This window comes from Streptomyces spinoverrucosus (genome assembly GCF_015712165.1).
In the GTDB taxonomy this organism is placed as follows: Bacteria; Actinomycetota; Actinomycetes; order Streptomycetales; family Streptomycetaceae; genus Streptomyces; species Streptomyces spinoverrucosus_A.
This window is the reverse complement of the sequence record NZ_JADPZX010000001.1, coordinates 5,612,306-5,634,203: the sequence shown is the minus strand read 5'-3', so window position 1 is coordinate 5,634,203 and position 21,898 is coordinate 5,612,306. Positions and strand designations below refer to the sequence as shown.

The following is a 21,898-nucleotide window of genomic DNA, read 5'->3' as shown; positions in this document are numbered from 1 at the left end:
TCACATAAGCTCTTCACAAGGCTCGCGCATCATCCTTACGCTTGAGCCCCGTTCTTCGTATCGGGCCTCTTGCGTATCTAACGGGACATATGCAAGAGACGCAGATCACAGTGATGTGAACGTAACCATCGAAGGGGTTCGAAGGTCTAAGTTGGCGATGTCAGAGGGCGTCTTGGGGGGCGCCGCCTGGCATCTGGGGATGTCTTGGGGGACTTCCTCAGAGATGCGTTGCCGGGACACGTACACCGGGAAGCTTTGAGCGGCCCTCCCAGCGTGCGCTGTCCCGGCAGACCGCAGCGGCAGCACCGCAGTACCGCGATATGCAGTAACAGCGATTCAGGCGCTGGTCCTCACAGACGCCCGGCCGGATCCCGTGGGGGGAATCCGCACCGGGACATGGGAAGGCGCCCTGGTCGTCGGCCCGTGGGGGGACCGGCGTACCGGGGCGCCTTCTGCATATCAGTACGGAGTGCGGGTGCCGTGCTCCGCTGGATGCGGCCGCCTGCTGTGCGTCAGGCGGCCGCGGGGGATCAGCGCTCCTCGACCGGGACGAAGTCGCGCTCGACGACGCCCGTGTAGATCTGCCGCGGGCGGCCGATACGGGAGCCCGGCTCCTTGATCATCTCGTGCCACTGGGCGATCCAGCCCGGCAGCCGGCCGAGGGCGAACAGGACCGTGAACATCTCGGTCGGGAAGCCCATCGCCCGGTAGATCAGACCGGTGTAGAAGTCGACGTTCGGGTAGAGGCTGCGCGAGACGAAGTAGTCGTCGGAGAGCGCGTGCTCCTCCAGCTTCAGCGCGATGTCCAGCAGTTCGTCGGACTTGCCGAGGGCGGACAGGACGTCGTGCGCGGCAGCCTTGATGATCTTGGCGCGCGGGTCGAAGTTCTTGTAGACCCGGTGGCCGAAGCCCATCAGACGGACGCCGTCCTCCTTGTTCTTCACCTTGCGGATGAAGGAGTCGACGTCACCGCCGGAGTCGCGGATGCCCTCCAGCATCTCCAGCACGGACTGGTTGGCGCCGCCGTGCAGCGGGCCCCACAGGGCGTTGATGCCGGCGGAGATCGAGGCGAACATGTTCGCCTGCGAGGAGCCGACCAGGCGGACCGTGGAGGTCGAGCAGTTCTGCTCGTGGTCCGCATGCAGGATCAGCAGCTTGTCCAGCGCGGCGACCACGATCGGGTCGAGCTCGTACTCCTGGGCGGGGACCGAGAAGGTCATGCGCAGGAAGTTCTCGACGTAACCGAGGTCGTTGCGCGGGTAGACGAACGGGTGACCGATCGACTTCTTGTACGCGTACGCCGCGATCGTCGGGAGCTTGGCGAGCAGGCGGATGGTGGAGAGGTTGCGCTGCCGCTCGTCGAACGGGTTGTGGCTGTCCTGGTAGAAGGTGGACAGCGCCGAGACGACCGACGACAGCATGGCCATCGGGTGGGCGTCGCGGGGGAAGCCCTTGTAGAAGTTCTTGACGTCCTCGTGCAGCAGGGTGTGCTGCGTGATGTCGTTCCTGAAGCCGGTGAGCTGGTCGACGGTCGGCAGCTCACCGTTGATCAGCAGGTAGGCCACCTCCAGGAAGGTGGAGCGCTCGGCCAGCTGCTCGATCGGGTAACCGCGGTAGCGGAGGATGCCGGCCTCGCCATCCAGATAGGTGATGGCGGATTTATAGGCGGCGGTGTTGCCGTAACCGCTGTCCAGGGTCACGAGACCGGTCTGGGTCCGGAGCTTTCCGATGTCGAAGCCCTTGTCCCCGACGGTGCTGTCGATCACCGGGTAGGTGTACTCGCTGCCGTCGTACCGCAGTACTACAGAGTTGTCGCTCACGTCTTCCCTCACCGACGTAGTGCCTCATCTTCGAGGTGCCCTGACTGTCTCTACCATCCCCCATTTGGCTCAGGAGAGTGCACTCGGGGTCGACCATTGGGCTTATAGGCGGCACTCAGTGCCGCCAACCTGCCATCCTGCCCGGTTGATTCCCCATCCGGAAGTGCTCTGTGACCTTTACGACTCGTTTGATCGATCATTTTTCCGCGAGCCTGAAGTCCAGGGCCGTGCAGCGGCGTCCCGCCGACACCGTGCGCACCGCCTGGCCGATCGCCTTGCGGGAACCGACGAGGACGACCAGCCGCTTGGCGCGGGTGACCGCCGTGTAGAGCAGGTTGCGTTGGAGCATCATCCAGGCGCCCGTGGTCACCGGGATGACCACCGCCGGGTATTCACTCCCCTGCGAACGATGGATGGTCACCGCGTAGGCGTGTGCCAGTTCGTCCAGTTCGTCGAATTCGTACGGAACCTCCTCGTCCTCGTCCGTCAGTACCGTGAGGCGCTGGTCGACCGGGTCGAGCGAGGTGACCACGCCCACGGTGCCGTTGAAGACACCGTTCTTGCCCTTCTCGTAATTGTTGCGAATCTGGGTGACCTTGTCGCCGACGCGGAAAACCCGACCGCCGAACCGCTTCTCCGGCACCTCGGGGCGGCCCGGGGTGATGGCCTGCTGGAGGAGTCCGTTGAGCGTGCCGGCGCCGGCGGGCCCCCGGTGCATGGGCGCGAGCACCTGGACGTCCCGGCGCGGGTCGAGCCCGAACCGGGCCGGAATACGACGAGCCGCCACATCCACGGTGAGCCGCCCGGCGGCCTCCGTGTCGTCCTCGACGAACAGGAAGAAGTCCTTCATGCCGTCCGTGACGGGGTGCTGTCCGGCGTTGATCCGGTGGGCGTTGGTGACCACGCCGGACTGCTGGGCCTGCCGGAAGACGCGGGTGAGGCGGACGGCGGGGACGGGGCTGCCGTCGGCGAGGAGGTCCCGCAGCACCTCGCCCGCGCCGACGCTGGGGAGCTGGTCGACGTCGCCGACGAAGAGGAGGTGGGCGCCGGGCGGGACGGCCTTGACGAGCTTGTTGGCGAGGAGGAGGTCCAGCATGGAGGCCTCGTCGACGACCACGAGGTCGGCGTCGAGGGGGCGGTCCTTGTCGTAGGCGGCGTCTCCGCCGGGCTTGAGTTCGAGGAGCCGGTGGACGGTGGAGGCCTCGGCGCCGGTGAGCTCGGCGAGGCGCTTGGCGGCACGGCCGGTCGGGGCGGCGAGGACGACCTTGGCCTTCTTGGCGCGGGCCAGCTCCACGATCGACCGCACCGTGAAGGACTTGCCGCAACCGGGACCGCCGGTGAGGACCGCGACCTTCTTCGTCAGCGCCAGCTTGACGGCGGCCTCCTGCTCGGGGGCGAGGTCGGCGCCGGTACGGCCTTTCAGCCACGCCAGTGCCCTGTCCCAGGCGACGTCGTGGAAGCCGGGCATGCGGTCCTCGCCGGTACGCAGCAGACGCAGGAGCTGGGCGGAGAGGGAGAGTTCGGCGCGGTGGAAGGGGACGAGGTAGACGGCGGTGACGGGCTCGCCGTCCTCGGGGCCGGGGACCTTTTCCCGTACGACACCGGGGTCCTCGCCGTCCTCGGCGGGCGCGGCCAGCTCGGCGAGGCACTCGATGACGAGGCCCGTGTCGACCTGGAGCAGTTTGACGGCGTCGGCGATGAGCCGCTCCTCGGGCAGGAAGCAGTGCCCCTGGTCCGTCGACTGTGAAAGGGCGTACTGCAGGCCCGCCTTGACGCGCTCCGGGCTGTCGTGCGGGATGCCGACGGACTGGGCGATCTTGTCGGCGGTGAGGAAGCCGATGCCCCAGACGTCGGCGGCGAGGCGGTACGGCTGGTTCTTCACGACGGAGATGGAGGCGTCGCCGTACTTCTTGTAGATGCGCACGGCGACGGAGGTGGACACCTCGACGGTCTGGAGGAAGAGCATGACCTCCTTGATGGCCTTCTGCTCCTCCCAGGCGTCGGCGATCTTCTTGGTCCGCTTGGGGCCGAGGCCGGGGACCTCGATGAGGCGCTTGGGCTCCTCCTCGATGATCGTGAGGGTGTCGAGCCCGAAGTGCTGTGTGATCCGGTCGGCGAAGACCGGTCCGATGCCCTTGACCAGCCCGGAGCCGAGGTAGCGGCGGATGCCCTGGACGGTGGCCGGGAGGACGGTCGTGTAGTTCTCGACGGTGAACTGCTTGCCGTACTGCGGGTGGGAGCCCCACCTTCCCTCCATCCGCAGCGACTCCCCCACCTGCGCGCCGAGCAGCGCGCCGACGACCGTGAGGAGGTCGCCGCCGCCTCGGCCGGTGTCGACGCGGGCGACCGTGTAGCCGTTCTCCTCGTTGGCGTAGGTGATCCGTTCGAGGACGCCTTCGAGGACGGCGAGTCGTCGTTCGTCGGGGGCGGGTGCGGACTGGGTGGACATGATCCGACGGTACCGGTGGGGGGTGACAGTGGGGGGAGGCTCTGTTTTTCGCGGACCTGGACTTCCGTCATGGCTGACATGTTCGCTGTTGAGCTGGCGCTCGATCTCTCGCCGACGGTTCCGGGCGATGTGCTCGACGTGCTGCGATGACACCTCGGCCTCGGCGGGACGGAACCGGTCGACGCCTCGCCGGAGCTGTTCCCTCTCCTCGCGGAGCGCGGGCCCGCCGCGAAGATCGGCGGCGTCCTGAGCGGCGAGCTGCTCCAGGCTCCCGACGGCCACTGGGCGCTGACCGCACGCAGGAGATCCACGCGGAGCTCCTGCCGGAGCTCGATGCGCTGCTGGGGGTCCTGGCCGCTCATGTGCGGTGGCCGGGGGGCTTCGGGCAGGTGAGGTTCTACGAGGAGGACGTGCCGGAGCTGTTGGTCAGTCGGGAGGGGCTGTTGGTGAAGGTGGGGTTGCGGGTGACGTGAGGGCACGTCGCCGTGATTCCGGGTGATCCCGTGTGGTCCCGTGTGACCCCGATAGCTTCGGGCATTCCGGGTGATTTCTGGCTTATTCGCTGAGCCCCACAACGCACCAGCCTCGCCGGGCGGCTTCGGTCAGGACGTAGCCCCACTCCTCCAGCAGGGCTTTGAACGCGCGGAAGTCGTGCACCCAGCCATGGGAAAGCGCGGCGTGTTCGGTGAAGGCCTGCTCCACGCCGTCCAGGCGGGGCCGTACTCGCTCCCAAGTACCCGCCAGTTTCCGTACGTTGTCCGGTGCTCGTGCTAGCAGTACGCCGTAGAAACCGGGGCCGTCGTCGCTGAAGAAGCCGAAGTCGACGTGCTCCGCCTCTCCGTCCAGCCCGTTCCAGATCAGTCCGAGAAGCAAGGTGTCCAACTCGGCGCGCAGTTGGGAATCAACGTGGTCGCGAGCGGACTCCCAGCGTTCCCCAGCCCAGAAGTGGGCTTTGAACGAGCCGCAGGTGTTCCGGAACTCATACACGCCGAAGCAGACGCCGTTGGGCCCCTGCGGCCACAGCCAGTCTCCCTCTGCCGCCGGCGTGGCGTCCCAGCCCCAGAAACCCGTCTCGTCGTCGTACCAGGCGCCTCTCAACAGCGGCAGCCGTTCGCTGGGCGGGACACCCTCCAGCCACGCCGCGTCGGCGATCATCACGGTGATGTCCAGACCCATGGGGGTGAGCGTAGCGATCGAGATGAGCCTGGGTGGATCGGCTGCAGAGCTCACTTCGAGGGCACCGATGCCGATGCGGCGCATGTGAATCACCAAGGAATGCAACAGGCGGGAATAGCTGACGCAGAAGGGGCCCTCTTCGGAACGACCTCGACACCCAAGGCGTCGGGTTTCTCTCCGATTTCACCGTCCTCTTTGCGCCATACCCGAGAGCATGATCGTACCGTCGTCGGCGAACACTCTCTCGGAAGCGAGCGTGCCGTTCGGATGCCACTCCCGCGAGACGCCGACAGGGCGCCCCCGCGCGTCATCCCCTGCGACCGGAGTGTGCCGTCCTTGTACCACTCCCAGCTTGGGCCGTCCGACAGACCATCGACGTAGTTTTCCAGGCTGACGCGAGCACCACCCAGATATTCTTCTACTTCGCCTGTGAAAGGCTCCACGCAGTACAGCAACCGCTGTCCCATGTGAACCTGCCGTGCAGGCTGTCCACGTCGTTCCGCATATGGTGGCAGTTCACGCAGAACGGAGCTGGGCGTCCCCGTACTTCTCGAAGTCCGACGCGGTCTCACCCGTCGTCTTCAGCACACCCGAAATACCCTGCGGCTTCAGATCCCACCCGGACACCACAAACCCCCGTAAACCAAACCCAGCGACCAGCCACCAGTCACCAGTCACCAGTCACCAGTCACCAGCCTCAGCCGATGTTGTCCACCGCCGCCTTCGCCCGCGACAACGTCGACTGCGCCGTACCGTCGTTCTTCTCCAACGTCGTCTTCAACAACTGGATGATGTTCCGCACCTCCTGCGAAGCACGGTTCCACCGCTGCTCCTTGCCGTGATACTCATCCGCCACACCATCCGCCGTGAAGTCCGCCATCGCTGCCTTCACCTGACGATCGCGCTGACCGATGACCTCCTCCAGCCGGCCGATCACCGTCTGAATGTTCGCCTGAGCATCCGTCGACGCACCCGTGTCATACGACCGACGATCCGCACCAGCACCCGCCATCACACACCACTCCCCGTCAAGAAAACCGAACCAACCAACCCGACGACCTAACGGAACCGCGCCGCATCAAAGTTCGCGGCCGCCATCTGCTGCCGCGCATTGTCACCCTGCTCCTGATCGCCGGAGCTGAACGCCGACTCCATACCCGACTGACCACCCAGGATCGCCGACAACGACCCATTCAGCTCACTCGTGATCTCATCCGCCCGCGCCTTGAACTGGTCGAACATCGCCCGACCGGTGCCGTTGAACTTCCCCTCCAACGGCTGCGCCGCCTGCACCAACTGACGGATCAACGTGCCGAGATCATCACTCGAACCACGCGACTCACGCATCAGCGACGACAACGTCTGCGTACCCATGTCGAACTTCATACCGAACCCGCCTCCCCCAGACGCGAATTGACTCCACCAGACGTTTCTGCGCTCACCATGTTCATGCAGCGCCGATCGCACCTGCAACCGCCTTCCGTCACAACCCAGCTACAGGGCCGACCGCCGGTCACCCTGGAACAGGACACTCACCGGAAGGTCACGATCCGGTCTCGCTCTTCGCCCCACCCCTTGCCAGCCCCCCGTGTAATCGATTCCAATCCTCCCTACGCGCATCTGTGTAATCGATTCCACGAGGAGGTGGACCGGCGATGGCGAGCATCAAGGACGTCGCCGCCGAGGCCGGCGTCTCCGTTGCCACGGTCTCGCGGGTCCTGAACGAGCACCCGTCGGTCAGCGCGGTCGCACGCACGCGCGTGCTGGCCGCCGTCGAGACGCTGGGCTACCGCCCGAACGCCGTCGCCCGTTCCCTGCGCACCGACCAAACCCACACGCTCGGCCTGGTCATCAGCGACGTGCTGAACCCGTACTTCACCGAGCTGGCCCGCTCCGTCGAGGAGGAGGCCCGTGCGCTCGGCTACAGCGTCATCATCGGGAACGCCGACGAGCGGCCCGACCTCCAGGACCACCACGTACGGAACCTGCTGGACCGCCGTATCGACGGCCTCCTCGTCTCCCCCACCGACGGCGGCTCGCCGCTGATGCTGGACGCCGTGCGCGCGGGGACGCCGATGGTGTTCGTGGACCGGTGGATTCCGGGTGTGGACGTGCCGGTGGTGCGTGCCGACGGAGAGACCGCTGTGCGCGACCTCGTCGCCCATCTGTACGGCCTCGGGCACCGGCGGCTCGCGATCATCGCGGGCCCGGCGGCCACCACGACCGGACGGGAGCGTGTGGAGGCCTTCAGGGAGGCGCTCGGCGCGTACGGCCTCGACCTTCCCGACGCCTACATCGGCCAGGGCGACTTCCAGGCCGACAGCGGGCGGCGGGTCACCGAGGGGTTCCTGGATCTGCCCGAGCCTCCCGAGGTCGTCTTCGCCGCCGACAACCTGATGGCGCTGGGCGCGCTGGACGCCGTACGCGCGCGTGGGCTGCGTGTGCCCGACGACGTCGCGCTCGCCGCCTTCGACGACATCCGGTGGTTCGTGCACACCGATCCGCCGGTCACCGCCATCGCCCAGCCCACCGGCGAGCTGGGGCGTGCCGCCGTGCGCGCGCTGGTCGCCCGGATCGAGGGGCGGCCGGGTGAGTCCGTAACCCTGCCCGCCCGTCTCGTCGTACGCCGCTCGTGCGGCGAGCCCCCCTCAGTCGTACCGCCCCTGTCCCCCGTACGAAGGAGTACGTCGTGAGCGACCCGGACGAGTTGCTGCGTATCGAGGGCATCCGCAAAACCTTCCCCGGCGTGGTCGCGCTGGACGGCGTCGACTTCGATCTGCGCCGGGGTGAGGTGCATGTGCTGCTCGGTGAGAACGGGGCCGGCAAGAGCACGCTCATCAAGATGCTCTCCGGTGCCTACACGCCCGATGCCGGGCGGATCCTGGTGGGTGGTGAGGAGGTGCGCGTCAACGGTGCGCAGGACTCCGAGCGGCTCGGGATCGCCACCATCTACCAGGAGTTCAATCTCGTTCCCGATCTGTCCGTCGCGGAGAACATCTTTCTGGGGCGGCAGCCCCGGCGGTTCGGGATGATCGACCGGAAGCGGATGGAGGCCGACGCCGAGGAGCTGCTCGCGCGCGTGGGCGTGAACGTGTCCCCACGCGCGCGGGTGCGTGAACTCGGTATCGCCCGGCTGCAGATGGTCGAGATCGCCAAGGCGCTCAGTCTCGACGCGCGCGTGCTCATCATGGACGAGCCGACCGCCGTGCTCACCACCGAGGAGGTCGAGAAGCTGTTCGCCATCGTGCGGCAGCTGCGTGCGGACGGTGTCGGGGTCGTGTTCATCACCCACCACCTGGAGGAGATCGCCGCTCTCGGGGATCGCGTGACGGTCATCCGCGACGGGAGGAGCGTCGGGCAGGTGCCCGCCTCCACCGATGAGGACGAGCTCGTACGGCTCATGGTGGGGCGGTCGATCGAGCAGCAGTATCCGCGGGAGCGGGCCGATGCGGGGGCGGCGCTGCTGACCGTCGAGGGGCTCACGCGGGACGGGGTCTTCCATGACGTGAGTTTCGAGGTGCGGGCCGGTGAGGTCGTCGGGATCGCGGGGCTCGTCGGGGCGGGTCGTACGGAGGTCGTGCGGGCCGTGTTCGGGGCCGATCCGTACGACAAGGGGGCCGTGAAGGTCGCGGGTACGGACGTCAAGCGCCATGACGTCAACGCCGCCATGGCCGCCGGGATCGGGCTGGTGCCCGAGGACCGCAAGGGGCAGGGGCTCGTGCTCGACGCTTCCGTCGAGGAGAACCTGGGGCTGGTCACCTTGCGCAAGGCCACCCGCGCGGGGCTCGTCGACCTCAAGGGGCAGCGCGAGGCCGCCGCGCGGATCGCGGGGCAGCTCGGGGTGCGGATGGCCGGGCTCGGGCAGCATGTGCGGACCCTGTCCGGCGGCAACCAGCAGAAGGTCGTCATCGGCAAGTGGCTGCTGGCCGACACCAAGGTGCTGATCCTCGACGAGCCGACGCGCGGGATCGACGTCGGCGCCAAGGTCGAGATCTACCAGCTCGTCAACGAACTGACGGCCGCCGGCGCCGCCGTCCTGATGATCTCCAGCGATCTGCCCGAGGTGCTCGGTATGAGCGACCGGGTGCTGGTGATGGCGCAGGGGCGGATCGCGGGCGAACTCACCGCCGACGAGGCGACCCAGGACGCCGTGATGGCGCTCGCCGTAAGTACACCCAAGAACGGAACGGAGGCCTCCCGTGGCCACTGACACGCTCAAGAGCTCCGCGGGCGCGGGTGGCGCCTCCGGCCCCGGCGGGCTGCGCCGGCTGCTGCTCGACAACGGGGCGCTCACCGCGCTCATCGTCCTCGTGGTCGCGCTGTCGGCGCTGTCGGGGGACTTCCTGACCGCCGACAACCTGCTGAACATCGGCGTCCAGGCCGCCGTCACCGCCATCCTCGCCTTCGGTGTCACGTTCGTGATCGTGTCGGCGGGCATCGATCTGTCGGTGGGTTCGGTGGCGGCGCTGTCCGCGACCGTGCTGGCGTGGAGCGCCACCAGTGAGGGCGTGCCGGTGGTGCTGGCGGTGGTCCTCGCCGTCGCCACGGGTGTCGTGTGCGGGCTGGTGAACGGTTTCCTGATTTCGTACGGCAAACTGCCCCCGTTCATCGCGACGCTCGCCATGCTGTCCGTGGCGCGCGGGCTGTCGCTGGTGATCTCGCAGGGCTCGCCGATCGCTTTTCCGGAGTCGGTCTCGCACCTCGGTGACACGCTCGGCGGGTGGCTGCCGGTGCCCGTGCTGGTGATGGTCGTGATGGGGCTGATCACGGCGTTCGTGCTGGGGCGGACGTACCTCGGACGGTCCATGTACGCGATCGGCGGCAACGAGGAGGCGGCGCGGCTGTCGGGGCTGCGGGTGAAGAAGCAGAAGCTCGCCATCTACGCGCTGTCCGGGCTGTTCGCCGCCGCCGCGGGCATCGTGCTCGCCTCCCGGCTGTCCTCCGCGCAGCCGCAGGCCGCGCAGGGGTACGAGCTGGACGCCATCGCGGCCGTCGTCATCGGCGGTGCCTCACTCGCGGGCGGTACCGGCAAGGCGTCCGGGACGCTGATCGGTGCGCTGATCCTGGCGGTGCTGCGCAACGGCCTCAACCTCCTTTCGGTGTCCGCCTTCTGGCAGCAGGTGGTCATCGGTGTGGTGATCGCGCTGGCCGTGCTGCTCGACACCGTGCGGCGCAAGGCGGGGGCGACTCCGGTGGGTGCCGGTGGGGGTGGCAGCAAGGGCAAGCAGACGGTGACGTATCTCCTTGCCGCCGTGGTCGCGGCGGCGGTCGTGGGGGCGACCTCGCTGCTGCACAGCGGTTCGTCGACGGCCGCGCAGCAGAAGGTCGGGCTGTCGCTGTCGACGCTCAACAACCCCTTCTTCGTGCAGATCCGGGCGGGCGCGGAGGCCGAGGCGAAGAAGCTCGGCGTCGACCTGACCGTGACGGACGCGCAGAACGACGCGTCGCAGCAGGCGAACCAGTTGCAGAACTTCACCAGTGAGGGCCTGTCGTCGATCATCGTCAACCCGGTGGACTCGGACGCGGCGGGTCCCTCCGTACGGGCCGCCAACCAGGCCGGCATTCCCGTCGTCGGCGTCGACCGGGGCGTCAACAAGGCGGAGACGGCCGCGCTCGTCGCGTCCGACAACGTCGAGGGCGGCAAGCTGGGGGCCGAGGCGCTCGCCGAGAAGCTGGGCGGTCGGGGCACGATCGTGATCCTGCAGGGTCAGGCCGGTACCTCCGCCAGCCGGGAGCGCGGCGCGGGCTTCGCCGAGGGGCTGAAGGCCTACCCGGGCATCAAGGTGGTCGCCAAGCAGCCGGCCGACTTCGACCGCACCAAGGGCCTCGACGTGATGACGAACCTCCTCCAGGCGCACCCCGACATCGACGGTGTCTTCGCGGAGAACGACGAGATGGCACTCGGCGCGATCAAGGCGCTGGGGTCGAAGGCCGGTACGTCGGTGCAGGTGGTCGGTTTCGACGGCACGCCGGACGGGCTGAAGGCGGTCGAGGCCGGGACGCTGTACGCGTCGGTGGCCCAGCAGCCGACGGAACTCGGCCGGATCGCGGTGGACAACGCCCTGCGGGCCGCGGAGGGCGAGAAGGTGAGTGCGACGGTGAAGGTGCCGGTGAAGGTGGTCACGAAGCAGAACGTGACCGACTTCAAGGGCTGACGGCTGGCGGCTGCGACTCACGTTACCTATTGCGTACGGCTATTGGGGGAGACCTTCCATGTACGACTACGACCTCCTCGTCATCGGGTCGGCCAACGCCGATCTCGTGATCGGGGTGGAGCGGCGGCCGGGGGCCGGGGAGACGGTGCTCGGGTCCGATCTGGTCGTCCATCCGGGCGGCAAGGGCGCCAACCAGGCGGTCGCGGCCGCCCGGCTGGGGGCCCGTACGGCGCTGCTGGCCCGGGTCGGTGACGACGCGTACGGCCGGCTGCTGCTCGACTCGCAGCGGGCGGCCGGGGTGGACACGGTGGGCGTGCTGGTCGGGGGTGCGCCGACCGGCGTCGCGCTGATCACCGTGGACCCGTCCGGCGACAACAGCATCGTGGTGTCGCCGGGGGCGAACGGGAGGCTCACGCCGGCGGACGTGCGGGCGGCGGGAAGTCTGTTCCACGCCTCCCGGGTCGTCTCGACGCAGCTGGAGATTCCGCTGGAGACGGTGCTGGAAGCGGTACGGAATCTCGCGCCCGGCAGCCGGTTCGTGCTGAACCCGTCGCCGCCGCGGCCGTTGCCGCCGGAGGTGCTGGCGGCGTGCGATCCGCTGATCGTGAACGAGCACGAGGCGAGGGTGATCCTCGGTGACGCGCTGGTCGGCGACGACCCCGCCGACTGGGCGCGGATCCTGCTGGCGCGCGGGCCGCGTTCGGTGGTCGTGACGCTGGGTGCGCAGGGTGCGCTGGTGGCGTCCGCGCAGGGCGTGGCCCAGGTGCCCTCGGTGACGGTGGACGCGGTCGACACCACCGGCGCGGGCGACGCCTTCACGGCGGCGCTGGCCTGGCGGCTGGGGCAGGGTGACGCGCTGCCGGAGGCGGCGGCGTACGCGGCGCGGGTCGGGGCTGCGGCGGTGACGAAGGCGGGGGCGCAGGAGTCGTACCCGACGCCGGAAGAGGTCGACGCGCTGTGCGCTGCTGATCCGGGGGACAACCCCCGGACCCACGGCCAGGGGCCGGGCAGCTCACCCGGCGCGTCTTCGGGAGGCGGTTCCCTGTGAAGAAGGCCGGGATCCTCAACCGTCATCTCGCCGGGGCGCTCGCCGAGTTGGGGCACGGGGACGGGGTGCTGGTGTGTGACGCCGGGATGCCGATCCCGGGCGGGCCACGCGTCGTCGACCTGGCCTTCCGGGCCGGGGTGCCGTCCTTCGCCGAGGTGCTGGACGGGCTGCTGGCCGAGCTGGTCGTGGAGGGCGCGACCGCGGCGACGGAGGTACGGCGGGCCAATCCGGCGGCGGCGACACTGCTGGACGGGCGCTTCCCCGAGCTCGACCTCGTACCGCACGCCCGTCTCAAGGAGTTGTCGGGAGACGCGCGGTTGGTCGTCCGCACGGGGGAGGCGTCGCCGTACGCGAATGTGCTGCTGCGCTGCGGGGTTTTCTTCTAGGGCCTGTTGCGAAAGTGGCCTCGTCGCCCGGAGGGCGGCCGCTTTCGCAACAGGCCCTAGGCCTGGTCGGCACGCATGGAGGGGGCCGGTCGACGGACCGGCCCCCTCGGCTCTCCCCTCCCGTCAGAACCCCCCGCGATCCCCCCGGATCCCCCCTACAGAAGCCCTGACTCCAAGTACGACCCACGACGGCCGGGAACGGTTGCGGCCTTCGGTAAGAAATTCTTGCCGGGCGACCGAGGTCGTCGTCCGAGCGGTCCCCGGTGGCGGGAGTTCGGGGATTGCTGCTGTCTGTACGGGAGAGGTACGGACAGAAAGCGAGGGACCATGGGGCACAAGCACCAGCGCCTCGGGACGCCCCGGGCCGCCGGGATCGCCGGGGTCGTGTTCGCGCTCCTGATGGCCGCGGCGATCGTGCTGGTGCGCCTCGCCCTGCCCGGCGGCGCCGGTGGGCCCGAGGTCGCCGTCGATGCCGGGCAGCGGAGCGCCGTGCAGACGGCGCTGGCGCTGCTGCCGTTCGCCGGGATCGCCTTCCTGTGGTTCATGGGTGCCCTGCGCGAGCAGGCCGGTGCGGGTGAGGACCGGTTCGTGTCCACCGTGTTCATGGGGAGCGGGCTGGTCTTCGTCGCCATGCTGTTCGGCAGTGCCGCCGCGGCGGCTACCGTGCTCGACGAGACGCAGCAGCAGTCGCCGTTCGGCCGCCACTTCGCCTACACCCTGCTGACCACGTACGGGCTGCGCATGGCCGCGGTGTTCATCTTCACCACCTCGACCATCGGCCGCCGCCTCGGCGCCCTGCCGCGCCCGCTCGTCGTCCTCGGCTACCTCGCGGGTCTGACGCTGCTCGTGGTGGGGGCGAGCCTGCCGTGGTCGGAGCTGGTCTTCCCGGCCTGGGCGCTGATCGTCAGCCTCAACATGCTGTGGGGCCGCCGGCCCGCCGACGCACGGCCCGCCGCCGCGACCTGAGCCGGACCGGCGTTCACCTCAGACGTTCCTTCCAGGCGTTCACTCCAACGGTCTCCTCCTCGTCGCCGCGGCCGACCCGGACGCCGAGGATGGTCGTGCGGGGGCCGGGACCATGGAGAGGACGGATCCCTTGGTGAGGCTTGTCGTCGACCTGAACCGTTGTCAGGGCTACGCGCAGTGCGCGTTCCTCGCACCCGAGGTCTTCGCCATGCACGGCGAGGAAGCGCTGTTGTACCACCCGGAGGCCGACGCGGCACAGCGCGAGAAGCTGGCCCAGGCCGCCGCCGCCTGCCCTGTCCAGGCCATCCTCGTCGACGCCGTGGACGCACCGCCCGAGGCGGTGTCCGATGAACGGTGACGGCTCCCTGGAAAGACTCAGGCGCGAGGGCCGTATCGTCGTCGTCGGCGCCTCGCTGGCGGGCCTGCGCGCTGCGGAGACCCTGCGCGAGAAGGGCTTCGCCGGTTCCCTGACGATGGTCGGCGACGAGCCCCACGAGCCGTACGACCGGCCCCCGCTGTCCAAGCAGGTGCTGCTGGGCGTGACCACCGCCGACCGCACCGCACTGCCCAGACGCCGAGACCTCGACGCGACGTGGCGGCTCGGCGTGGCGGCCACCGGTCTGGACATGGCCGCCCGACGGGTGCGGCTGGCCGACGGTGACGAGGTGCCGTACGACCGGCTGCTGATCGCCACCGGTGTGCGGGCGCGACCGTGGCCGCGCCCGGACGAGGCGGAACTCGACGGTGTCTTCGTGCTGCGCACCCGCGACGACAGCGCGGCGCTCACGCGGCGGCTCGCCGACGGCCCCCGGCGGGTCTTCGTCATCGGTGCCGGGTTCACCGGCTCGGAGATCGCCTCCGCCTGCCGTGAACGCGGCATCGCCGTCACCGTCGCCGAACGCGCGGCGGCGCCCCTGGTCGGTGCACTCGGCGGAGTGGTCGGCGCGGTCGCCGCCGAACTCCAGCGCGAGCACGGCGTGGACCTGCGGTGCGCAGTGATGGTGACCGCCCTGGAGGGCGACGCCGCAGGGCGGGTGCGGGCGGCGCATCTGTCCGACGGCTCCACCGTCGAGACCGACGTGGTGGTCGTCTCGCTCGGCGCCACCCGCAACACCGAGTGGCTCGCCGGGTCCGGACTGGGGGCCGGCCCGCGCGGCATCGCCTGCGACGCCGGCTGCCGCGCCTTCGACATCCGCGGCATCGTGACCGACGACATCTACGTCGCGGGCGACGTCGCCCGGTCCCCGCACCCCTTGTTCGGCTACCAGTTCCTGTCCCTGGAGCACTGGGGCAACGCCGTCTGCCAGGCCGAGATCGCGGCGCACAACATGCTCAGCGAGAGCGCCGACCGCCTCCCCCACATGTGGGTGCCGGCGTTCTGGTCCTCGCAGTTCGGCGTGAACATCAAGTCGGTCGGGGTGCCGTCGATGGGAACGGAGATCCTCGTCGCGCAGGGCTCGCTCACGGACCGCCGGTTCGTCGGCGTCTACGGGTACCAGGGGCGCGTCATCGGCGCGGTCGCCTTCGACCATGCCCGGTGGCTGCCGTTCTACCAGCATCTGATCGAGACCACCGCGCCGTTCCCGCCGCCGTTCCCCCTGGTCGACCGGCGCCCGGACGGGCAGCGGCCGATCGACGCGGACTTCCCCGACCCGTCGCTGCCCACCCACGGTCCCACGGTGACCCTCAGCGGATACTCGCCGGCCGACCGCCGCATGACGTTCACCCCCGCGCACTGACCCGCACGGCCACGAGGACACACGATGACGCAATCGCCGCTGCATCAGATCCTGGACTACGCCAACCGCGCCAACCCGTACCCGATCTACGAGGAGCTGCGCAGGACGCCGGTCCACCACGACGCCGACGGGCCGTACGTCGTCAGCACCTACTACGAGATCCGCAGCCTTCTGCACGACCCCCGCATCAGCTCCGATGCCCGCAATCTGGCCTCGACCGCCTCTGACCCGCTGGCCGAGTCGGCCGAGGAGGGGAACACCCTGCCGCCGAGCTTCCTACGGCTCGACCCGCCCGAACACGACCGGCTGCGCCGCATGACGAACCGGCCCTTCGGCCCGCCGCACTCCCCCCACCGGATCGACGGGATGCGCGGCGAACTCGGCGACATCGTCTCCGGCCTCATCGACGGCATCGGCGACCCGGGCCGCATCGACCTGGTGGAGCAGTTCTCGTACCCCTTCCCGGTGACGGTGATCTGCCGGCTGCTCGGGGTGCCGCGCGAGGACGAGGCGCGCTTCCACACCTGGGCCGACACCATCGCCGCGAGCCTGGATCCCGATCCGGACGCCGATCCCGGCGAGCGGGGCAAGGAGGCGAACGACGCCCGGATGCAGCTGGGCATGTACCTGGCCGGGCTGATCGAGGAGCGCCGCAAGCACCCCAGGGACGACATGCTCTCCCATCTGGCGACGGCCGAGGGCCCGGACGGCGCCATGGCCACGATGGAACTGCTCAGCACGGCGGCGTTGCTGCTGATCGCGGGGCACGAGACCACCGTCAACCTCGTCACCAACGGCATGCTCACCCTGCTGCGCAACCCGGACGTCCTGCGGCGGCTGCGTGCGCAACCGGGGCTCGCGGTGCCCATCGTCGAGGAGCTGCTGCGCTTCGAGCCGCCCGTGCAACTGCTGCCGCAGCGCACCCCCCTCACCGACATCGAGGTCCAAGGCGTCACCATCCCCAAGGGCGCCTCCCTCTGGCTGGTGATCGCGTCCGGCAACCGCGACCCGAAGCGGTTCGAGAATCCGGACCGCTTCGACCCGGACCGCCGGGACATCGAGCACCTCGGATTCGGCAGCGGCATCCACAGCTGCTTCGGCGCACCGCTCGCCCGGCTGGAGGCCCAGCTCGCCCTGTCGGAACTGGCCCGCAGACTGGAGAACCCACGCCTGCTGGAGGACCCGCCCCCGTACCGGCAGAACGCCGTGCTGCGCGGGCCCCGCCATCTGCCCATCGCCTGTGACGGGATCCGTCCCTAGGGCCTGTCCCAGTGTCGGAGGGTGCCGGCTCAGCGGCGAAGGGCCGTCGCCCGGTGCATGTGTGACAGCTTCTCGGGGTTGCGGACGGCGTACAGGCCGGTGATGAGGCCGTCGTCGACGCGGACCGCCATGACGGTGTCGAGCTCGCCGTCGAGCCGGAGCACCAGCGCCGGGTGGCCGTTGACCTGCGCCGGCCGCAGCGCCGCCCCGGCCGCGAGCCTGCCCAGCCCGGCGGCCAGCAGGCGGGCCACCTTGTCCGCCCCCACGACCGGCCGCAGGACGGCCTGCCTGACTCCGCCGCCGTCGCCCACGAGGACGACGTCCGGCGCGAGGATGTCGAGCAGGCCCTGCAGATCGCCCGTTTCGACGGCCCGTTGGAAGGCGTGGAGCGCGTCGCGGGTTTCGGCGGGGGTAACGACCCCGCGCGGCCGGCGGGCCGCCACATGCGCCCGTGCCCGGTGCGCGATCTGGCGGACGGCGGCCGGGCTCTTCTCGACGGCTTCGGCGATCTCGTCGTACCCGAGGTCGAACACCTCGCGCAGCACGAACACCGCCCGCTCGGTGGGCGTGAGCGTCTCCAGCACCAGCAGCATCGCCATCGAGACGCTGTCGGCCAGCTCGACGTCCTCGGCCACGTCCGGCGCGGTCAGCAACGGCTCGGGCAGCCAGGAGCCGACGTAGGACTCCTTGCGGCGGCCGAGCGTGCGGAGCCGGGTCAGCGCCTGGCGCGTGGTGATCCGGACCAGGTACGCGCGCTGGTCCCGTACCGTGCCGAGGTCGACGCCCGCCCACCGCAGCCACGTCTCCTGCAGGACGTCCTCCGCGTCGGCGGCCGAGCCGAGCATCTCGTAGGCGACGGTGAACAGCAGATTGCGGTGGGTGACGAACGCCTCGGTGGCGGGGTCCGTGCGTCCGCCGCCCGCCGAGCGCCCCGCCGTGTCCTGTGCGCGTCCGCTGTTCACCGGCTGCTCCTGTCTGCTCGCTCTCGACAGTCCACGCGCACCAGACGCCCATCGCCGCGGCTTTGTGACATCCAGGAGCGGTGGCGCACGTCACACCGTCGCCCGTCGCGAGAACTGTCACGGGGACCGGGTTACCGGCATCTCGTGTTCGTCCGATGCGACACCACGAGTGAGGACGAAGTCATGGACGCCCGATTCAACTTGTTCGAGAACGAGCTCGCCGCCAGGTTCGCCAAGCGGTTCGCAGGCGCCGGCCTGCTGATCCACCAGTCGACGCTGCCGAGGTCCACGCAGGAACTGGTGTCCCTGCGGGCCAGCCAGATCAACGGCTGCGGCCACTGCGTCGACATGCACACCAAGGAGGCCGCGGCCGCCGGTGAGACCGCCGTCCGGCTCAACCTGGTCGCCGCCTGGCGCGAGTCCACCGTGTTCACCGAGGCCGAGCAGGCCGCGCTGGCGCTCGCCGAGGAGGGCACCCGGCTCGCCGACGCCCACCAGGGCGTGTCCGACGAGACCTGGGACCAGGTGCGCAAGCACTACGACGACGACCAGGTCGCCGCGCTGGTCGCCCTGGTCGCCCTGATCAACGCGGCCAACCGGCTCGCCGTGATCGTGCACCAGAAGGGCGGCTCCTACGAGCCCGGCATGTTCGCCGCCATGACGAGCTGAGCCGCCGCGCTCGGCCGACCGGCCGAATCGGCTGACCGGCTGACCGGCTGACCGGCTGACGGATCCGGCCCGGCCCGGGACCACTCGATCCCGGGCCGGGCCGGTCTCCGACTCACGACATCACGTTCCGTACGAACCTCTGCGCGGTCTCCGTCAGCACCTCCCGCCCGTCCCGCGCCCACAGCCCCTCGTTGAAGAGCTCCACCTCGATCGGCCCGGAGTACCCGGCCGCATCCACGTATCCCTTCCACTCCCGCATGTCGATCGAGCCGTCGCCGATCTGACCGCGGCCGTTCAGGACACCCTCCGGCAACGGGGTGGTCCAGTCGGCGAGTTGGAAGGTGTGGATACGGCCGCCGGCGCCGGCCCGGGCGATCTGCTCCGGGGCCGTGTCGTCCCACCAGATGTGGTACGTGTCCACGGTGACGCCGACCTGCTGCGCGGGGAAGCGTTCCGCGAGGTCGAGGGCCTGCGTGAGGGTGGAGACCACGCAGCGGTCGGAGGCGTACATCGGGTGCAGCGGCTCGATCGCGAGGCGTACGCCGTGCCGCTGCGCGTACGGGCCCAGTTCCGCGAGCGCGTCCGCGATGCGTTCCCGCGCGCCGTGCAGGTCCTTGAAGCCCGGCGGCAGGCCGCCGGAGACCAGGACCAGGGTGTCCGTGCCCAGCGTCGCCGCCTCGTCGATCGCGCGCCGGTTGTCGGCCAGGGCGCCGGCCCGCTCCTGCGGGTCGATCGCGGTGAAGAAGCCGCCGCGGCACAACGTCGTCACCGTCAGTCCCGCGTCCCGGACCAGCTTGGCGGTCGCCTCCAGACCGTACGACTGGACCGGCTCGCGCCACAGGCCCACGTTGCCGATCTCCAACTGGACGCACGCCTCGACCAGTTCGGGCAGGCTCAGCTGCTTCACGGTCATCTGGTTGATGCTGAAACGCTCGAGTGCGGCGCTCACTGCGTCACCCCGTACAGCGCGAGCAGGGTCTTCATCCGCTCCTCCGCCAGCTTCGGGTCGGGGAACAGGCCCAGACCGTCGGCGAGTTCGTAGGCGCGGGCGAAGTGCGGCAGGGAGCGGGCCGACTGGAGGCCGCCGACCATGGTGAAGTGTGTCTGGTGGCCGGCCAGCCAGGCCAGGAAGACCACGCCGGTCTTGTAGAAACGGGTCGGGGGCCGGAAGAGGTGCCGGGACAGTTCGACGGTAGGGTCGAGCAGCGCGCGGAAACCGTTCACGTCGCCGGTGTCCAGGACCCGTACCGCCTGGGCCGCCAGCGGGCCCAGCGGGTCGAAGATGCCGAGCAGGGCGTGGCTGAAGCCCTGCTCGTCGCCCGCGATCAGCTCGGGGTAGTTGAAGTCGTCGCCGGTGTAGCAGCGGACGCCGTTCGGCAGCCGTCGGCGCAGGTCGATCTCGCGCTGGGCGTCCAGCAGGGAGATCTTGACGCCGTCGACCTTGTCCGGGTGGGCCGCGATGACGTCGAGGAAGACGTCCGTGGCCGCGTCGAGGTCCGGTGAGCCCCAGTAGCCCTCCAGCGCCGGGTCGAACATCGGGCCGAGCCAGTGCAGGATCACCGGCTCGGAGGTCTGGCGCAGCAGGTGGCCGTACACCTCCAGGTAGTCCTCGGGGCCGGTCGCGGCGGAGCACAGGGCCCGCGAGGCCATCAGGATCGCCTGGGCGCCGGACTCCTCCACGACCGCGAGCTGCTCCTCGTACGCCGCGCGGACCTGCCCCAGCGACCCGGCGGCGATCTGGTCGGTGCCCACACCGCAGGCGATCCGGCCGCCGACCGCCTTGGCCTCCGCAGCGGACCGGCGGATGAGTTCGGCCGCTCCGGCCCAGTCCAGGCCCATCCCCCGCTGGGCGGTGTCCATCGCCTCGGCGACGCCGAGCCCGTGGGACCACAGATGGCGGCGGAAGGCGAGCGTGGCGTCCCAGTCGATCGCGGCGGGCGAGTCCGGGGTGACGTCGGCGAACGGGTCGGCGACGACATGGGCGGCGGAGAAGACCGTACGGCTGGAGAAGGCCGCGCCGGGGGCGACGGCGAGGGGCTCGGAACGGGGTTCGTAGGTGCGCAGGCCCCCGTGTGCGTCAGGGAGTCGGATGGTCACGGCGCGATCTCCGGTACGTCGAGACGGCGGCCCTCGGTCGAGGACCTCAGGCCCAGTTCGGCGAGCTGGACGCCGCGGGCGCCGGCGAGCAGGTCCCAGTGGTAGGGGGCGTCGGCGTAGACGTGCCGCAGGAACAGTTCCCACTGGGCCTTGAAACCGTTGTCGAACTCGGTGTTGTCCGGCACCTCCTGCCACTGGTCGCGGAAGGCGTAGGTGGCCGGGATGTCCGGGTTCCACACCGGCTTGGGGGTGGCGCTGCGGTGCTGGACGCGGCAGTTGCGCAGGCCCGCGACCGCCGAGCCCTCGGTGCCGTCCACCTGGAACTCGACCAGCTCGTCCCGGTTGACGCGCACGGCCCAGGACGAGTTGATCTGGGCGATGATCCCGCCGTCGAGTTCGAAGATGCCGTACGCGGCGTCGTCGGCGGTGGCGTCGTAGGGCTTGCCGCTCTCGTCCCAGCGCTGCGGGATGTGGGTGGTGGCGACGGCCTGGACGGACCTCACCCGCCCGAACAGCTCGTGCAGGACGTACTCCCAGTGCGGGAACATGTCCACGACGATGCCGCCGCCGTCCTCGGCGCGGTAGTTCCACGACGGGCGCTGGGCGGGCTGCCAGTCGCCCTCGAAGACCCAGTAGCCGAACTCGCCGCGCACGGACAGGATGCGGCCGAAGAAGCCGCCGTCGATGAGCCGCTTCAGCTTCAGCAGGCCGGGCAGGAACAGCTTGTCCTGGACGACGCCGTGCTTGATGCCCGCGTTCTGCGCGAGGCGGGCCAGCTCCAGCGCGCCCTCCAGTCCGGTGGCCGTCGGCTTCTCGGTGTAGACGTGCTTGCCGGCCGCTATCGCCTTCTTGATGGCCTCCTCGCGGGCGGAGGTGACCTGGGCGTCGAAGTAGATGTCCACGGTCGGGTCGGCGAGGACCGTGTCGACGTCCGTGGAGATGTGCTCCAGGTCGTGCCGGTCGGCGAGCGCCCGCAGGGCGTGCTCGCGGCGGCCGACGAGGATGGGCTCGGGCCACAGCACGGTGCCGTCGCCGAGGTCGAGGCCGCCCTGTTCACGGAGGGCCAGGATGGAGCGGACGAGGTGCTGGCGATAGCCCATGCGCCCGGTCACGCCGTTCATGGCGATACGCACCGTCTTGCGGTTCACGTGGGTCCCTCTCGCTGCGACTA

The 21,898-nt window shown here is 69.8% G+C and carries 20 protein-coding genes; 10 read left to right on the top strand and 10 right to left on the bottom strand.

What is annotated here, in order from left to right:
* Window positions 1–530 precede the first annotated feature (530 nt).
* The 6 genes from I2W78_RS25625 to I2W78_RS25605 form a co-directional block, all read right to left on the bottom strand.
* Window positions 531–1,820 (bottom strand): citrate synthase, encoded by a 1,290-nt coding sequence (locus tag I2W78_RS25625; protein ID WP_196462618.1) that lies wholly within the window; start codon window positions 1,818–1,820, stop codon window positions 531–533.
* Between the two features lie 196 nt (window positions 1,821–2,016).
* Entirely contained in the window at window positions 2,017–4,269 is a 2,253-nt protein-coding gene (gene recD2 / locus I2W78_RS25620) for an SF1B family DNA helicase RecD2 (protein WP_196462617.1), read from the bottom strand.
* 555 nt (window positions 4,270–4,824) lie between these two features.
* Complete coding sequence (locus tag I2W78_RS25615; RefSeq protein ID WP_196462616.1) at window positions 4,825–5,445, bottom strand: hypothetical protein; 621 nt, start codon at window positions 5,443–5,445, stop codon at window positions 4,825–4,827.
* Between the two features lie 516 nt (window positions 5,446–5,961).
* Complete coding sequence (locus I2W78_RS40720; protein WP_307783775.1) at window positions 5,962–6,072, bottom strand: DUF6507 family protein; 111 nt, start codon at window positions 6,070–6,072, stop codon at window positions 5,962–5,964.
* Between the two features lie 70 nt (window positions 6,073–6,142).
* The gene (locus I2W78_RS25610) at window positions 6,143–6,457 is read right to left on the bottom strand and encodes a pore-forming ESAT-6 family protein (RefSeq protein WP_196462615.1); all 315 of its coding nucleotides are present in this window, start codon (window positions 6,455–6,457) and stop codon (window positions 6,143–6,145) included.
* A gap of 47 nt (window positions 6,458–6,504) precedes the next feature.
* Window positions 6,505–6,831 (bottom strand): hypothetical protein, encoded by a 327-nt coding sequence (locus I2W78_RS25605; RefSeq protein WP_196462614.1) that lies wholly within the window; start codon window positions 6,829–6,831, stop codon window positions 6,505–6,507.
* A 269-nt stretch (window positions 6,832–7,100) separates the two neighbouring features.
* Between I2W78_RS25605 and I2W78_RS25600 the strand changes: the two genes are divergently transcribed.
* From I2W78_RS25600 to I2W78_RS25560, 9 genes are all read left to right on the top strand, one after another.
* The gene (locus I2W78_RS25600; protein WP_196462613.1) at window positions 7,101–8,138 is read left to right on the top strand and encodes a LacI family DNA-binding transcriptional regulator; all 1,038 of its coding nucleotides are present in this window, start codon (window positions 7,101–7,103) and stop codon (window positions 8,136–8,138) included.
* On the top strand, window positions 8,135–9,655 hold the full coding sequence (locus I2W78_RS25595) for a sugar ABC transporter ATP-binding protein (RefSeq protein ID WP_196462612.1): 1,521 nt from the start codon (window positions 8,135–8,137) through the stop codon (window positions 9,653–9,655). Before I2W78_RS25600 ends, I2W78_RS25595 begins: the two co-directional genes overlap by 4 nt.
* Window positions 9,645–11,600, top strand: a complete 1,956-nt coding sequence (locus tag I2W78_RS25590) for an ABC transporter permease/substrate-binding protein (protein WP_196462611.1) — start codon at window positions 9,645–9,647, stop codon at window positions 11,598–11,600. The genes I2W78_RS25595 and I2W78_RS25590 overlap by 11 nt, the downstream gene beginning before the upstream one ends.
* A 58-nt stretch (window positions 11,601–11,658) precedes the next feature.
* Window positions 11,659–12,648 (top strand): ribokinase, encoded by a 990-nt coding sequence (locus tag I2W78_RS25585; protein WP_196462610.1) that lies wholly within the window; start codon window positions 11,659–11,661, stop codon window positions 12,646–12,648.
* Entirely contained in the window at window positions 12,645–13,034 is a 390-nt protein-coding gene (rbsD, locus tag I2W78_RS25580) for a D-ribose pyranase (RefSeq protein ID WP_196462609.1), read from the top strand. Before I2W78_RS25585 ends, rbsD begins: the two co-directional genes overlap by 4 nt.
* A gap of 327 nt (window positions 13,035–13,361) precedes the next feature.
* Window positions 13,362–14,000: a hypothetical protein gene (locus tag I2W78_RS25575; protein ID WP_196462608.1), complete on the top strand. Its 639-nt coding sequence runs from the start codon at window positions 13,362–13,364 to the stop codon at window positions 13,998–14,000.
* A 133-nt stretch (window positions 14,001–14,133) separates the two neighbouring features.
* A complete protein-coding gene (locus tag I2W78_RS25570) occupies window positions 14,134–14,358 on the top strand; it encodes a ferredoxin (RefSeq protein ID WP_196462607.1) in 225 nt (74 codons plus the stop codon).
* Complete coding sequence (locus tag I2W78_RS25565; protein WP_196462606.1) at window positions 14,348–15,739, top strand: NAD(P)/FAD-dependent oxidoreductase; 1,392 nt, start codon at window positions 14,348–14,350, stop codon at window positions 15,737–15,739. The genes I2W78_RS25570 and I2W78_RS25565 overlap by 11 nt, the downstream gene beginning before the upstream one ends.
* A gap of 24 nt (window positions 15,740–15,763) precedes the next feature.
* Entirely contained in the window at window positions 15,764–16,999 is a 1,236-nt protein-coding gene (locus I2W78_RS25560; RefSeq protein ID WP_196462605.1) for a cytochrome P450, read from the top strand.
* Between the two features lie 29 nt (window positions 17,000–17,028).
* Here the strand turns inward: I2W78_RS25560 and I2W78_RS25555 are convergent, their stop codons facing one another.
* Window positions 17,029–17,961: an RNA polymerase sigma-70 factor gene (locus I2W78_RS25555; protein WP_196462604.1), complete on the bottom strand. Its 933-nt coding sequence runs from the start codon at window positions 17,959–17,961 to the stop codon at window positions 17,029–17,031.
* 183 nt (window positions 17,962–18,144) lie between these two features.
* Here I2W78_RS25555 and I2W78_RS25550 point away from each other — a divergent pair, with 183 nt between their 5' ends.
* Complete coding sequence (locus tag I2W78_RS25550; RefSeq protein WP_196462603.1) at window positions 18,145–18,630, top strand: carboxymuconolactone decarboxylase family protein; 486 nt, start codon at window positions 18,145–18,147, stop codon at window positions 18,628–18,630.
* Between the two features lie 112 nt (window positions 18,631–18,742).
* Here the strand turns inward: I2W78_RS25550 and I2W78_RS25545 are convergent, their stop codons facing one another.
* Genes I2W78_RS25545 through I2W78_RS25535 form a run of 3 tightly spaced genes read right to left on the bottom strand, consistent with a single transcriptional unit; the run spans window position 18,743 to window position 21,875 of the window.
* Window positions 18,743–19,543 (bottom strand): sugar phosphate isomerase/epimerase family protein, encoded by an 801-nt coding sequence (locus tag I2W78_RS25545; RefSeq protein WP_196464712.1) that lies wholly within the window; start codon window positions 19,541–19,543, stop codon window positions 18,743–18,745.
* A 32-nt stretch (window positions 19,544–19,575) separates the two neighbouring features.
* Window positions 19,576–20,727, bottom strand: a complete 1,152-nt coding sequence (locus tag I2W78_RS25540) for a dihydrodipicolinate synthase family protein (protein ID WP_196462602.1) — start codon at window positions 20,725–20,727, stop codon at window positions 19,576–19,578.
* Complete coding sequence (locus I2W78_RS25535; protein WP_196462601.1) at window positions 20,724–21,875, bottom strand: Gfo/Idh/MocA family protein; 1,152 nt, start codon at window positions 21,873–21,875, stop codon at window positions 20,724–20,726. The genes I2W78_RS25540 and I2W78_RS25535 overlap by 4 nt, the downstream gene beginning before the upstream one ends.
* Between the last annotated feature and the right edge of the window lie 23 nt (window positions 21,876–21,898).